The 14,953-nt window shown below is 46.5% G+C and carries 11 protein-coding genes; 4 read left to right on the top strand and 7 right to left on the bottom strand.

Translation table 11 applies throughout. The features are described 5' to 3' along the window. Positions 1 to 84: 84 nt before the first annotated feature. The gene (locus RID53_RS11035; RefSeq protein ID WP_446388144.1) at positions 85 to 1,515 is read right to left on the bottom strand and encodes a protein kinase domain-containing protein; all 1,431 of its coding nucleotides are present in this window, start codon (positions 1,513 to 1,515) and stop codon (positions 85 to 87) included. Between the two features lie 720 nt (positions 1,516 to 2,235). After that, positions 2,236 to 3,645 carry a DUF3370 domain-containing protein gene (locus RID53_RS11030; RefSeq protein ID WP_446388143.1) on the bottom strand — a complete coding sequence of 470 codons (1,410 nt, stop codon included), beginning with the start codon at positions 3,643 to 3,645 and terminating at the stop codon, positions 2,236 to 2,238. Positions 3,646 to 3,958: 313 nt separating this feature from the next. Between RID53_RS11030 and RID53_RS11025 the strand changes: the two genes are divergently transcribed. Continuing rightward, the gene (locus RID53_RS11025; protein WP_446388142.1) at positions 3,959 to 4,717 is read left to right on the top strand and encodes a hypothetical protein; all 759 of its coding nucleotides are present in this window, start codon (positions 3,959 to 3,961) and stop codon (positions 4,715 to 4,717) included. 140 nt (positions 4,718 to 4,857) lie between these two features. On the opposite strand, the gene RID53_RS11020 is transcribed toward RID53_RS11025, so the two are convergent. Together RID53_RS11020 and der are read right to left on the bottom strand one after the other, a co-directional pair. Then, positions 4,858 to 5,862 (bottom strand): energy-coupling factor transporter transmembrane component T family protein, encoded by a 1,005-nt coding sequence (locus tag RID53_RS11020; RefSeq protein WP_446388141.1) that lies wholly within the window; start codon positions 5,860 to 5,862, stop codon positions 4,858 to 4,860. A 192-nt stretch (positions 5,863 to 6,054) separates the two neighbouring features. Beyond that, the gene (gene der, locus RID53_RS11015) at positions 6,055 to 7,440 is read right to left on the bottom strand and encodes a ribosome biogenesis GTPase Der (RefSeq protein WP_446388140.1); all 1,386 of its coding nucleotides are present in this window, start codon (positions 7,438 to 7,440) and stop codon (positions 6,055 to 6,057) included. Between the two features lie 183 nt (positions 7,441 to 7,623). On the opposite strand from der, the gene RID53_RS11010 reads away from it, so the two are divergent. Then, positions 7,624 to 8,838 carry an AAA family ATPase gene (locus tag RID53_RS11010; protein ID WP_446388139.1) on the top strand — a complete coding sequence of 405 codons (1,215 nt, stop codon included), beginning with the start codon at positions 7,624 to 7,626 and terminating at the stop codon, positions 8,836 to 8,838. 14 nt (positions 8,839 to 8,852) lie between these two features. Beyond that, positions 8,853 to 9,470, top strand: a complete 618-nt coding sequence (locus tag RID53_RS11005; protein WP_446388179.1) for a DUF4276 family protein — start codon at positions 8,853 to 8,855, stop codon at positions 9,468 to 9,470. Positions 9,471 to 9,640: 170 nt separating this feature from the next. Here RID53_RS11005 and RID53_RS11000 read toward each other — a convergent pair whose 3' ends face one another. Beyond that, entirely contained in the window at positions 9,641 to 9,850 is a 210-nt protein-coding gene (locus RID53_RS11000; protein WP_446388138.1) for a Nif11-like leader peptide family natural product precursor, read from the bottom strand. Positions 9,851 to 10,024: 174 nt separating this feature from the next. Here RID53_RS11000 and RID53_RS10995 point away from each other — a divergent pair, with 174 nt between their 5' ends. Next, positions 10,025 to 12,505, top strand: a complete 2,481-nt coding sequence (locus RID53_RS10995; RefSeq protein WP_446388137.1) for a substrate-binding domain-containing protein — start codon at positions 10,025 to 10,027, stop codon at positions 12,503 to 12,505. A 155-nt stretch (positions 12,506 to 12,660) separates the two neighbouring features. Here RID53_RS10995 and RID53_RS10990 read toward each other — a convergent pair whose 3' ends face one another. Both RID53_RS10990 and RID53_RS10985 read right to left on the bottom strand, forming a co-directional pair. Further along, on the bottom strand, positions 12,661 to 13,104 hold the full coding sequence (locus RID53_RS10990) for a hypothetical protein (protein WP_446388136.1): 444 nt from the start codon (positions 13,102 to 13,104) through the stop codon (positions 12,661 to 12,663). A gap of 675 nt (positions 13,105 to 13,779) precedes the next feature. Next, the gene (locus tag RID53_RS10985; protein WP_446388135.1) at positions 13,780 to 14,682 is read right to left on the bottom strand and encodes a polysaccharide deacetylase family protein; all 903 of its coding nucleotides are present in this window, start codon (positions 14,680 to 14,682) and stop codon (positions 13,780 to 13,782) included. Positions 14,683 to 14,953: the final 271 nt, after the last annotated feature.

Here is a 14,953-nt window from a genome sequence, read left to right as displayed (position 1 = left end):
TTTTATGACTAAACTGGTAGTCTATAGTACCAAGACGGTTATCAAATATGAGCGGTGCGATCGCGCCTTGTATCTCCCTTAGCTTCACAGAAAACGAGACAGTAGTAAATAAATCAAGCGAAATAGAGCAGTAATGGCGATCGCACCTGCGCCAACCAACACTCCAGCCAAGATGACGCCAGGAATGGATAACCCAAGCCGTAATGCTGGTATGAACAGTAATACCAATGTTATTCCAGCTAAAATTAGCAAGTCTTTGCCTTCAATAATCCGGCGGTATTGCGTATAAATTAAACCCCCGACAATCATTCCCACTAATCCCACACTAATCCCTGAGATTCCCAGAAAACTTTTCAGTGCAATAAACAGTAACGCTCCTTCAAAGCCAGTAAACCCTGCCCCGATTAAGGTTTCTGATAGGGTAAAGTTGGGTTTTTGTCGCTGAATCGCGGGTTGTTGCTGAACCACAGGTTGCGGTTGAACCACAGGTTGGGGTTGAACGGCTGGTTGGGGTTTGGGAGTGGGGGGAGGTGGAGGCGGTGGTGCTGGGGGAGTTCGACGCGGTTTGAGGGCGTCCATCACCTCTTGAGCCGATTGAAAGCGTTTATTTGGGGTTGGCAGAAGCATACGGTTTAAGACGTCTGCTAGCGTATCACTAACCTGGGTGTAGGGTCTCCAGTTCCAAGAGTTATTGTAGGAATCATATAACTCTTCTGGCTCTTTCCCCGTCAGCAACATAATCAACGTTACCGCCAACGCATACAAGTCTGTTGACGGGTACACTTGCGCCCCTGACATCTGTTCGGGTGGCGCAAATCCCATCGAATAAATTCCCGTAGATTTACCAGAGGGGGTTCCGGCTGCGCCTTTGGTGACTTGTTTAACCGCACCAAAATCCAACAGGTACAAGCGTCCATTCTGGTGACGCATAATATTAGAGGGCTTAATATCCCGATGGATTGAACCATTATCATGGACAAACTGGAGTACCTTGAGCATTGCTCGTAACACCTCTAAGACTTCAGCTTCAGAGAATGTCCCTTTGGTTTGCAGTTCCTCCTCCAAGTCTTGTCCATCAATAAATTCCTGGACTAAGTAGAAAAACTGGTCTTCTTTACCCGATTGGTGTAGGTTACTAACACTTAAGGGGAAAAAAGCATAAAGATTGGGAATTTGGGGATGATCATTACCGAGTTGTTCTAATACCTCCGCTTCCCGTTCAAATAAACCTTGGGCAATAGCGAGTTGTTGGGGGCTTAAATCACCAGACGGCTGGAACTGCTTCACGACACAATCACGCATCGTTGGCGTATAGCGATCGCGTGCCAGAAATGCGGTACCAAAGCCGCCCTGACCCAGTAACTTGGTAGGAAGATAGCGACCCACTAAAATCAAGGGCATTCCACAAGCCGTACAATACTTCTGTTGTGCCGTTTGCAGTGTCGCCTTGTCATCGAGATCGGCAAAAAAGTTTTGAGGGCGAGGACAGGTGGGACGAGTGCAGTAAATTTCCATGTTTCCAAGAGCGCTGGCACTAACTAATTGTATCGCCCTCTTCGTTGGGGTTTGCCCTGGAAGAGCGGGTTTAGTTGAATGTATCGATGATATCTTTTCTGGAGTGACTTGCACCTGCTCCTACCTCAGATTTAAGCTAGGGTTTGCTGCATAAGTTGTCACCCATTTAAATTGGGAATGGGTAGCGAGCAAGATGCAAAGCCTGCGGCATGGCTTCGCTTAACGCATTACAACGGTTTTGCAGGTGTTGAATAATACTATGTCAGAAATTGGCAACGAAAACGAACAAGATAATACTCTGTTGAACCAATGGCGTCAGAAAATCGAAATCGCCAATCACAACAATATTTTTTGTCATTGTCGCCATTGCGGTGATGAATGGGTGGACTCCTCGTTAAAGAGTGCCTGTAATCACTGCGGTAGCCACAATATTGAACGGATTCCCTGTTGGCAGTTCCCAGATGGCTAAATTAAGGAGGTGGGAATAATTTAGATTGTCATTGGTCATTGGTCATTGGTCATTGGTCATTGCTCATACTCGCTTCGCTCCCAGCAAGCTACGTCATTTATCGAAGCACTCAATCGGGGCGGGTTTAGTGATATCAGGATGACAAGCCAATGTTAATGGTAAAACCCGCCCCTACAATAGACGTTCTAATTGCTTCCCAAGCTTCCCCAGCTTCCCCAGCTTCCCTAGCTTCCCCAGCGCCCCCAGCCTTCTTAAGGCGATCGTAATGTCCGAATGGTTAACACCTGGGGTGGCGTTGCATCTGCCGGATAGATAAAGTCAACTTCGACAAAACGGCGATCGCCTGGAGGCATTTTTAGCGTCAGCAACGGTTCTCCAGCTTGACCCCGATGTTGCACTAGATGAACTGAACGGGTACGGGCTAATCCCCGATCATCGGTGTAGCGAAGTTGTACTGTACCCCGAAAGAAGACTTGGGAATCGGGAGGATTCAAAAAGTGCAGGTTGTCGGTTTCTTCTTCTTCGTCGGGTTTAAGCGGGGTTTGAATGGCTAAAGTTACGGTTTGGGAAGCATCTGTCCGGTTGACTAAAGGCAAGGTGAGGTGATAATGCACCCCATAATTACCATGGGCGCGATAAGCAGTATCGGGGTAACGGACTTTCAGGGGCGCACTCTGCACTTGATCAGTCCCTAAGGTGATAAACGGTACCGTACTTAGGGGATAGGAAAATGCTTGACCCGGTTGAGGAATACTCAGATTCGACGCACCCGGGCGATCTACAACCTCAGTACGCCATTGAGAACCGACCGCCACACCTGCGACCCGACCATAGACAATTTTACCGTCCGTCTGGTTGGGTGGTGTCGGGATGCGATCGCGTGGTCCGGCTAAATTGCCTTTAAATAATAAATACCGCCATTCGTCAAGAGTCGGTGGACGATAGGGAAGCCCAGGTGTTCCTAAAGGTTTTCCATCCACTTTGCGATCGGAATTCAGGGGTGCATACATGGCTAAACTTGCCATATAAACAGGTCGATTGGTTCGCAGACGCATCAACGTAGACCGGGAATTGCCCAAAGCAATCGGTAAATTGAATACCATTTCGCTCTGTCGCGGCGGAATAACAACTTGAGACGGAAAGGAGGATTGATGCACACCACGCAGGATATCGGTGGCTACCCGTGAACCAGGACCAGAGTAGACCAAACCAAAGGGATTGTCCATATAGGGCGGTAAGTTGATAAACGGAGCATCCGGATTGGTTACATAACTCACCGCTTGCAAAATATCTAAGGTTACAGGTTGACTCCCTGCATTGTGAACCAGAACCCCTTGGTACATGGGTCGCCATTCCTCTGGCGTATTGGAGCGGGCGATATGATGAGCAAAGATATCAAAGCGTCCAGAAAGCGGAAAATTTAAATGAGCGCCGGGACTCGCTTTTCCGTAAGGGGGGAAGGTTGACAGTAGAATCCCCTCGGTTTGGATCACTTCGGGACTATTGCTATTAAAGACAGGTATCTGATCCAGTTGTCCGGGTAGGGGTCGTATTTGCTGGGGTTGCACCACCAATTCCTGGGCGGGAGGAGGAGTTGGGGTTGTCGGGGGGACAGGGATAACAACTTGAGCCAGCGAGAAATTGGCGAATAGAGACAGCATGAACGAAGGGGTTTTCCAACCTCACACACACAACAACAGTTCTCAGTTTCAGCGTTTCACTCCCGTCATCAGCAATAAACTGACAACAAGGGCAGAGTGATTAAGTATAGACCGATACTAAGAACTGTAGATTTATCATCCTACCGCTTGTGATTGGTCATTGGTCATTGGTCATTGGTCATTGGTCATTTGTTAGGGAACAGGGAACACCTCGGCTTCGCTCGGTGTGTAACAGGGAACAGGGAATTCAAACTGCATAAGCTGACACTACCGAGATATACGTTCCAGCGACGGCATAATTTGGATATTGACTATGACTTCCAGCTTCTACCCTAAACTGAATCGCCTGGTTTTCAGCGGAACCACAACCATAATCCTAGCCACCACCTCCCTAACCAGTTTTTTTCTTACCGCCTCACGTCCCGCACAAGCTAACCCGGAAGTTGACCTTTACACCTTATGTACGAAATTCCCCTTAAATTCGCGCTGTGAAGGCTACGAACCCCCCGTCTCGCTCAAACAGCGTTCGGGTCATGAGGGAATCTGCGCCTTAACCTCTGGTGAAACTGATCTATCCGGTAAATGCAAAATCTCCCTCACTGAGGGAATCATAACCGCTTATATTGAACAAGGCGATCGCCTTGCGGTTTTGGATGATGAAAGACCCACCCAGGAAATTACTGTTGCGGCAAGTAATGTTGATACCCTAACCTATCAAGAAGGCAAAAAAGCTAACGTGGGTCGGATTATTGGTAATACTTTGCTGTTCGGCGTTCTGGGTGCCGTTTTCACCAAACCGGATAAGATTGCCCAAATTGAGGTAGGTTTCACCGGAGAATCTGAGCCCGCAACGACACAGGTTTTGACCTTAGTAACCGAACGGGAATTGGGACTGACGTTAAGAAGCAATTTGGAACGATTAACGGGAATTTTCGCGGAAATTCCTGCCGAAGAGGAACCGGAAACTCAAGAAACAACAGTCGATAATTCCGAGACTTATTCAACAGATTTAGATGAATTTTGTGAGTCTTATCCACACAATTCGCGTTGTCAGAATTTCACCGATGAATAGAGAATCGAGCGACTCAAGAACCTATTTTTGATCGTAAGGAAGGGCGGGTTTTGTTGTTCCGTCATCAGTAATAAGCAGATTGAGTGCCTAAACCCGCCCCTACAACTATGTGATTTCAGTTATCATTCTGTTTACCTCCATCACCCCATTCCTCCCCAAATCAGCCGCGCTACCCAAAACGGCGCTAAAGTCGCGATCGCGATCCAGTCTCCCCAGTGTAAGCGAAGTTGATGCCATTGGACTCGATGCTGGTTGGGACTGGTAAAACCACGCACTGTCATCGCTTTGGCAATTTGATCAGCTCGCATGAGTAGGTTTTCTAATAACCGTTCAGTCACCATGATCCAAACTTGGGCGCTGCGGCGAACCCCTAGCTTTTTCCAGTTAATCGCACGAGTCCGAATCGAACGGACTAAATTTTGAACTTCCTCCAAAACTAAGGGAATAAAACGCAAGGATAAGGTTAATGTTAGAGCAATTTCTGTCACTGGAATATTCAGACGCCGTAAGGGAAGCATTAGACTTTCTAACCCGGCGGTAATTTCTTCTGGGGCGGTGGTGAGCAAGTAAAGATTGGTACTATAAATTAGTGTAAAAATTACGGTACTGACCCGAACCGCTAGATCCAATGAGCGACGGGTAATTGTTACTGGACCCGCTTCCAGGAGAATATATCTGTAGTCCGTCGGTTGGGGTAAATTGGTCAAGATAAAGGTTTCACTTTCAGAAGCCTCTGGAACCAATTCACGTCCGATGCCAAAAGGATTATACCAGGGTCTAGGTTGAGGCGATGCCTGTGCTGAGGTTTCAGCAGACTCAACCATGAGGATGTCCGCCTCAGGAAGCCGATACTGATGATCAACCGCCAATCCATCGGGTGCGATCGCGGTGAGAATAAACACAAATACTGATAGCATCAGCAACCAACCCATCTGCTGACGCCAAACCCGTAAGGGGATACGGGCTGACAGGGTGAGCAAAATAAGTACCACAACAACTGCCAAACGGCAATAGGGATTGGCTAATAAAGGTACTGCCAAAAAGCTCATTAACCAGATAAGTTTTACCCGAGAATCCAGGTAATGGAGCCAAGTTACAGGTTGTTCCAGGTATAGCCCTAACGGGAGCGATCGCAGTAAGTCCATGGTTTGTCATTTGTCATTCGTCATTCGTCATTCGTCATACTCGCTTCGCGAGAAGCAAGCTACGTCATTCGGCAAAAGGGAATGGGGAATAGGCAAAAATATACCCTCGAAGGTTGTCAAGAATCAATGTATCCCATCTCACTCTTGTTTTGACCATTGACCCTTGACAAAGGACATAAGACAAAGGACAAATTAAACCCGAACGGCTCGATTAGCTCGGCTGCTTTCAACATCGCGGACTTTCTTACCGCGCCATAATAGACGCAAGGGTGTCCCTGTAAAACCCAGTTGTTGGCGAAATTGACGCTCAATATAGCGGCGATAGTTTTCATTAAATCGTTTCGGATCATTGACAAACAGGGCAATCGTTGGGGGTTTAGTTTTAACCTGGGTGCCGTAGTAAATTTTGCCTTGGCGTCCTTGGCGGTTGGTGGGCGGGGAATGCCAGTTAATGGCTTCTTCAAGCACTTCATTAATCACAGACGTACTGACGCGGCGCTGGTGTTCGGCGGCAACAGTATCGACTAAATCGAGAATTTTGTCTACTCGTTTTCCGGTCAAGGCGCTGACAAAAATCATCGGTGCCCATTCAATAAAATAGAGGCGATTTTTCAGCAGTTTTTCGTATTCATAGATCGTATAGGTATCTTTTTCAATCGCATCCCATTTGTTGACCAAGATAACCGCCGCCCGTCCATCTTCAGCAATGCGTCCAGCAAGTTTTTGGTCTTGTTCGGTAACACCATCTAGGGCATCAACCACGAAGAGAACCACATCAGCACGGCGAATGGCTTTGAAGGCGCGATTAATGCCAAAAAATTCCGGTCCATATTCGACATTTTTCTTCCTACGAATGCCTGCGGTATCAATAAGACGATAGAGTTGAGATTCACTCTCAGTTTCTGGGTTTCCGGGGCGTTCGACAATCATATCAATGGCATCGCGGGTCGTACCCGAAACGGAACTGACGATCGCCCGTTTTTCTCCCGTCAGGGCATTTAATAGACTAGATTTACCCACATTCGGACGTCCGACAATCGCCACGTTGATTTCTGAGGAGTCGGGAAGCATTCCCACCGTGGGCAAATGGGTAATCAGTTGATCCAGAAGTTCTCCTGTTCCTGCACCGTGAATCGCCGAGACGGGGAAAGGTTCGCCTAAACCGAGTTCCCAAAACTCAGCCGCTTGGATTAGTCCTTGTTGGGGGGATTCGCACTTGTTTACAGCCAGAACAACCGGGACAGGGTGCTGGCGTAGCCAATCTGCGATCGCCTGATCAGCCGCCGTGGGACCCGCTTGACCATCGACCACTAATATAGCGGCGCTGGCTTCGCTGAGGGCTGCCATTGCCTGTTCTCGAATCAGGGGCAGAAATTCGGTATCATCATCAAAAACCAAACCCCCGGTGTCTACAATCGAGTAATCCCGGTCTTGCCAGAACGCGGGTCGATACGTGCGATCGCGGGTAACTCCCGGTTGATCATGGACAATCGCATCCATCACCCCGGCTAACCGATTGACAAGCGTTGATTTGCCCACATTCGGGCGTCCGATTACAGCAACTACTGGCAAACCCATCGTCATCCCCCTAACTTATAGGAAGCATTACGCTTCAGTCTTCCTATTGTAGCGACGTCAGAGGGCGTGGCTGATTCCTTTATCGGCTGGAATCTTTGGGAACGGCAATCATAGACAGCGTTTGACGAACTGAGGGGGAAGGAGGCGGTTGTACAATCTAGAAGACTACCCATCCAATCCACCATGCCCAAACCCGTTATTCCCCGCATTGAACAACTGAGAGTCAAAAACTATCGTGCTTTACGGGATCTTGAACTGAAAAATATTACACCACTAACAGTCTTCTTGGGTCCAAATGGCAGTGGTAAATCCACCATTTTTGATATATTCGCATTTCTGTCCGAATGCTTTCAATTTGGTCTACGTCGGGCTTGGGATCGGCGGGGACGGTTTCGAGAATTGCGAACTCGGGGGGAGGAAGGTCCAATATCTTTTGAGTTGAAATATAGGGAAAAGCCACAAGATCCAATTATCACCTACTACCTGGCAATTGACGAAGGTTCTCGTGGTCCTTATGTTGCCGAAGAATCTTTACAATGGCGACGAGGACAAAAAGGTGCGCCATTTCGGTTTTTGAACTTTAAGGAGGGGACAGGTGAAGTCATCAGCGGTGAAATGCCGGAGAAAGAAGACGAAGGTATTTCTCAACAGCTAGACTCTCCTGACATTCTCGCAGTGAATACCCTGGGACAATTCGCGAGTAATCCTCGGGTGAGCGCTCTGCGTCGATTTATCAGTGGTTGGTATCTGTCTTATCTTACAGCCGATCATACTCGTAGCACACCCGAAGCGGGTCCTCAAGAAAGGCTCTCTGAAACAGGTGATAACCTGCCTAATGTCATTCAATATCTCAAAGAGCAGTATCCTGAGCAGCTCGATCAAATTCTAACAACCCTGACTCGTCGGATTCCGCGCCTAGAAAGCATTGATGCTGAGATGATGCAGGATGGGCGATTGCTCTTACAAGTCAAAGATGCCCCATTCCAAAGACCCATTTTGGCTAAATTTGCCTCAGATGGCACCCTGAAAATGTTTGCCTATTTGACTGTTCTCTATGATCCCGATCCACCTAAACTCATCGGCATTGAAGAACCAGAAAACCATCTCCACCCTCGTTTGCTACCTGAGCTAGCCGAAGAGTGCCGAACTGCATCTGGACAAAGCCAGTTAATGGTGACGACTCACTCACCGTACTTTGTCGATGCTCTGCGCCCAGAAGAACTTTGGGTACTCTATCGTGATCAAGAGGGCTTCACTCAGGCGAAGTGTGCTGCCGATATGCGCGGTATTCCTGAATTTATGGCTGAAGGTGCAACCCTGGGTAATCTCTGGATGGAGGGATACTTTGAATTTGGTGATCCGCTCAAAAACCAGGGTGCGCCTAAAACTAAACGTTAGTAGTTATGCTCAACATGACGGTATTACATTTAGAAGTTTTAGTTGAAGAATATTCCGCAGAAGTTGCTCTTAAAAACCTATTGCCTAAAATTATTCCCTCTGATGTTGAATTTGAAATTCACTCATTCCAAGGAAAACCGGATTTGTTGAAGAAACTTCCTCAACGACTCAAAGGTTATCTCTCTTGGCTACCAGATGATTGGCGGATTGTTGTCCTTTGTGATCGTGACAATGATGATTGCCAAGACTTAAAAAAAATGCTTGAAGATTTTGCCATTCTCAGTGGATTTACAACTAAATCCAGCACTTCAAGCCAACAATTCACCGTACTCAATCGCATTGCCATTGAAGAGCTTGAAGCCTGGTTTTTAGGAGACGCAACTGCTATCTGCCAAGCATATCCCAAAATCGCAAAAAGTTTTGCGACTCAACAACGTTATCGTTACCCTGATGCAATTAAAGGAGGAACCTGGGAAGCTTTGGAAGCCTTACTAAAAGGAAAGGGATACCATCAAGGCGGCTTGAACAAGGTTGAAGCAGCGCGAACAATTTCTGAGTATATGCAACCTCAAAATAATCAATCGCCGAGTTTCCAGTGCTTTAAGGCTGGGATACAAGCTTTTTTCAGATGATATAGCAATAGACACATCGATTAGGACGTTCGACACTATTGTAGAGACATTGTATGCAACGTCTCTACTAAAAAAGAAAATAGGGAGCAATGAACAGGTAAAAGCAGTCCCTCGAACGCAGGAAAAGGTCAATGGATTTAATATTATTTTTACAAATTACGAATAAACCGTTATAACCCCGGAATTTCTGACAACTTACCCTCGACTTCTTCAACCGAAAACCCTGTCATTTCTTGCCATTCTTCGACCGTGAACTCATACCCCCGCTCTTTCGCCATTTCGATAAAGGCGTCTACGTTGGGGGCAGCACTAAGTTCCTCTCTTAAAGCCGGATTCGCCTTAGCATCTCGAAACAGCTTCGCTACTTGCTCCTTTGCCATTCCCGGTAACTCCTAACTTGACCAAATAATGCTACACTAGCAGACTTCCGACTCTAGTCAAAGCCATTTGTGTTAAATTTCTCAACACTTTGGGAAACAATTGATTATAGTAACACCGTAGCTATGGCAGGATAGCAGTACACCGCGAAACACAGCTTGGCAGGAGTAGCCATTATGGTTAAGGGGAACCCAAAAGGATTTCTGGGACGTTTATTCCAACAATTTCGCAGCGTTGAAGGGAGTCGGGTTTTCCATCGCTTCAAGACGATCCCAGGTCGCTTGCGGGCAATCCTGCTGCGGTTTGTCCCGGCGCGTTTCCTTTGGTTAGTTCCCTTTCTGCAAGATGAACTGAAACAGCGTGCGCCAAGTTTGGATGAACTCAAAGATCGCATGGCGGGTAAAACGAAACCCGGTGAAGGATTAGAAGCCGAAGCCGAAGGTGGCGTGGTGACAGAAGTCGTCGTTCCGCCCGGGGTAAAGTCCCTCTATCCAGAGTATCGCTGTGTTCGGGGAAATCCTTTGTACTGTGAATGGGTGCAACAAACCCTGCTTGAACAACCCGGTGCCAACTATTGTACTCAATGTGGGTTTCCGACACTGTTACCGCCAGAAACAAAAATTCGCGGACGTCGGGGAACCTATCAAATTGAAGGCTTCCTGAAAAATCGGGGTCGAGGTCGGCTTTATCAAGCCCTGCAACTCCCGACTCGTCAACCTGTGGTGATTCGAGAATACCTCCTGCCCGATCGCTATTTTAATTTCCAAGAAACTCAGTTACGCAAAGAAGCCTTTGTCAATCTCGCTGGTGTCACCTTAGCTGATGGGCGAATGCAAGACTTTCGGCTTGTCTCTCCCTGGGACGCGATCGCAGATCCCCGTTTTGAACGCTGCTATTTAGTTAGCCAGGGGATCTTAGATACCTATCCTAGTCTAGCCAGTTACGTGGCAGAAACTGGGGCGATGACCAGTTATCAGGTGCGACAAATCCTGGAACAAGTGTTGCAAAGTTTAGAATTTCTCCATGGACAAAAATTTCGTCTCCCTTCGGGTTTAGTCCAAGAGGGACTCACCGATGGCAATATCAGTTTAGATAGTTTACTGATTGTTCCCAGTTTCCAAGGCTTTTTTATCTATTTGTGTGACCTCCTCTTGTGGGAAGGACGATTTGATCCGCCCTTACTCGAACGTCCTTTAATCTCTGCCAAAAAGGATTTACAAGACTTGGGGTATGTGGCATTTTATCTCTTAAACGGCGGTACTCATGATCCGGTTACTCTTCAACCCTTTAATCCCCGGATTACCAAGCATTGGCCCCTCATTAAACCCGTGTTTAAGGACTATATTTTATCCCTGATTGGTATTGGTACATCATCCTTTGAAACCGCAGAAATTGCCCGCCGCGCTTTATTACAATTGCCCCCTGAACCGCAAATTATCCCACCATTCTCCCAACCGGAAGCCGAAGCCGAGGCGAAGAAAAAGAAACGGCGATGGTGGCGTCCTCGGTTATTTTTGCTACTTTGGCTACTCCTGTTATTGGGACTATTAATCTGGTGGCTATTCGGCAGAAATCAACCCCAAACCGCGATGGACACCGACCCATTTCCCTGCTGTATTGAACAGGTATCCGGGATTCCCACAGGAACATTTACTTATACAGCAGAAGAATACGGAGCGTGGGATTATATCCTAGAGCAACCCAATTTAATTGCTAAGGATACCACCTTGGCAGGTGAATTATACCAGCGTCAACCGAAATTAGAGTTAAACTATCAACCTGTACCCTCTTGGACAGACGCGATCGCCCAGGTTCGGGAGGAGGAGGCGGAGTTTGCGATCGCGACTCCCCTGAATCCCCTAGGATTTACCTTAGACACAGAAGAAGTGGCGCATGATGGCTTAGTTGTCTTTGTCGCTTTCAGTTATGCACAACGGGAAAACAGCTTACCCGCCGCCTTAAAGGGGCAAATTAGCTTTGAGCAATTACGCTTACTCTACACCGGAGAAATTACCAATTGGCAAGAATTAGGAGGACCTAATCTCCCCGTTCAACTCTATGTTCCCCCCAGTGATCAAGCCATTGAACTGTTTAAGCAGCGGGTTCTGCGAGAGGATACGAATACAAGTAATATTGCCGAATTTGAAGCACTTCTGCAACAAAGTAACCAACCGAGTCGATCATTTGCCAACTTAGGTCGTCCGCCAATTATCCGCACCCAAACCTTTGAGACACTGCGACAAGTCATTCGGGATTTTGAGGGGCGAGACATTGGCGCGATCGGATTTGATTCTTTGAGTAAAGTGTTAGGACAATGTTCAGTCTATCCCCTAGCCATCGTGGACGGAGAAAATGATCCGGTTTCACCCTTAGTACAAGATAACCGACAACCAATTACTCCGAACACAGATTTATGTAATGCTAAAGGGAGTTATGGTGCTAATGTGGAGGCATTTATTAGCCAAACCTATCCCTTAGCTTATCCCTTAGCTGTTATTTATCCAAGAGATAATAGCCGTCCCCCCATTGGCACAAAGTTTGCTGAAATTCTCAGAACTGAACAGGCGCAATGTTTATTGTCTAAAACCGGATTAGTCCCACTGCGACCCTATCTGGATTCTACATTCTGTACTCAGGAATTAGGGGCTGCTGAATAAGTGTTGTGGTGAGGGGGAGCTGGGGAAGCTGGGGAAGCGGTGTAGAGACGTAGCATGCTACGTCTGGGAGCTGGGGGAGCAAGGGTACATTTTCCCTGAGCAAGGTGATGCCATACTTATGAAGTTGGTATCACAGTCAATTCCGGCTGTCTGAATCAAACAGAGATTTTTGAAGCTAATTCTTCCAGGGTTAGCCATTCATTATCCATCTCGCTAGAGGATGTTAAGGAAATAAATAACCCTTCTATCTCCTTCCAGGCAGACTCCTGGAATTGAGGAACATTATCGGGTATGTTGATAGTCTCTTGATCCTCATAAAACGGGAATTGGCTGAAGTGAGTGCTATCGAATAACCGATACTCTAGGTTTTTTCCCGCAGCATGTTTTTTTTCTAAGGTTACTAGACTGCGGTTTATTATCTCCACTGTTTCTTGCTGTCCATCACGTTGGGTTCTAGCTATTTCGGCAATTGTTTGGTAATCTTTTAAGCACTCACGAGAAGAAAATGTCAACCCTACAGTTTCGGAATTTTGCTCCGGTTGAATCTTCTCGTTAAAATTGGCTCGAATGACCTGGTGAATTTTATGGAAGAATTCCATTTCTCAACTCCCTTGCTATGAGTGGCACTGCTTTTAGGTGCTAGTTGTTTACATTTCTTTACCCATTATGCTAAATCTACCTAGAAATAATTTTGTGTTCACAAACTCTTCACAAAAGCCGCTTGTCATTCGTCATTTGTCATTTGTCCTTTGTATTTCAATGTATGACAGCTTAGAACGCGACTTAGTCATGTAGAGGATACCGCTAAAATAATACCATTGGTTATACTCGTAGGGTGCGTTAGGCAAATTTTTGGATTAACAGTTATTAATTCAGAACATAAGTAAGCCGTAACGCACCAGATTTAATTGGGTGATGGGGTAACTTTAACTAGAGGAGTGGGAGTTTTCGACCGTTGTGAATTGGTGTAAGCGGGTCGCCCCTACGGGATAACCCAAGGTGATATATACTCAATTAAATACTTAATCAGGACTTACGCAGCCACTTAGTTAAGGTGCGTTACGCTACGCTAACACACCCTACATATACAGCAGTTTGCTCTGCTATGCGGTACATTGTCGATCCCCCTAAATCCCCGTGCAAAAAAAGCGAAGCATCCTTTGGCTTCCCCCTTTTGAAGGGGAACGGGAGGGGGATCTGAAGGGGGACTTTGATCTACTGTACTTTATTACAGCGCAAAGAGCTGTAAATTCTTTGAGTAAATCCTATTAGTATTAATCTGGCATATCCAATAATTCTGGCACGGTTACAAATTGATAACCGCGCTGTTTAAGTTCAGTAATCAACTTCGGTAAAGCTGCCACTGTTTTAGAGCGATCGCCCCCGCCATCGTGTAATAAAATAATACCACCCGGTTGCGCGTCTTCAAGGGCGTTATTGATTAATTTTGGCACAGTAATCCGGCGACTTTGCCAATCTTTTGTATCGGCTGACCACATAATGACGGCATACTTTTTTTGGTGAGCATAGCTCACTAAGCCGTTATTTAAAATCCCAGCAGGCGGTCTGAATAACGCCGTTTTGACACCAGTGAGTTGATGAATTAAAGTGGCGGTTGTCTCCAGTTCATGCGCTGCCGCCGATGGACTGTACTGATGATAGTGATGATTCCAAGTATGGTTACCAATGGCATGACCTTCAGTCACAATTTGTTTCATAAGCTGGGGATGATTCTTAACTGTCTTACCGACAACAAAAAAGGTGGCTTTGATATTTTCTCGTTTGAGAATGTCTAAAACTTGGGGAGTTGTCTGCGATGAAGGTCCATCATCAAACGTGAGGGCAATTACTTTAGCCTTATCCTTAAGGACACGAGAATGAATGGTTTTGCCTTGAAATTCTACTGGCACAGAAAAAGTTAAGCGTTTGGCTTCTTCCTCTGCCAAGTGAGCCAACATTTTTTCATAGATTTCTTGTTCCTCTCCAATTAAACCCTTGATTTGTAAACTCTGGGAATTAGAGCGTTCTTGTTGGTTCAGCTTTGGACTAGGAATCGCTAGCTTTGGGTTAACTGAACGAGCAACCGATACACTCAAACTTGCAATAAAACCAAGTGTGGCAGCGGTTAAACTAATGAATAATTTGTACTGCCAAACTAACTGACAAGGGTTTGCCACCTTACGTCTCCTTCACTCCTCTAAATACACAGGCGGCGCGTCATGGTTGTTTAGCCGATCAGCAATGTTTGGATCATTCTTGTTGCAGAATAATCCAAGCGGCGGGTTAATCTATCGCCAGACATAAATGTCTAAGCGTAGATCAACCCGCTTGATGAATTCTGATGCTAAACCCTGCGTCTCAATCGTTAAACGCAACCATTTCGGGGGATATTCAGTTCGCTGTAGGGCAACTGGATACCGAAATCCGCCTTAGTGTTAATGATTCTTT

Source organism: Coleofasciculus sp. B1-GNL1-01 (genome assembly GCF_040220235.1).
GTDB lineage: Bacteria > Cyanobacteriota > Cyanobacteriia > Cyanobacteriales > Coleofasciculaceae > Coleofasciculus.
The sequence above is the reverse complement of the archived record's forward strand: the minus strand, read 5'-3'. Positions and strand labels throughout refer to the sequence as shown.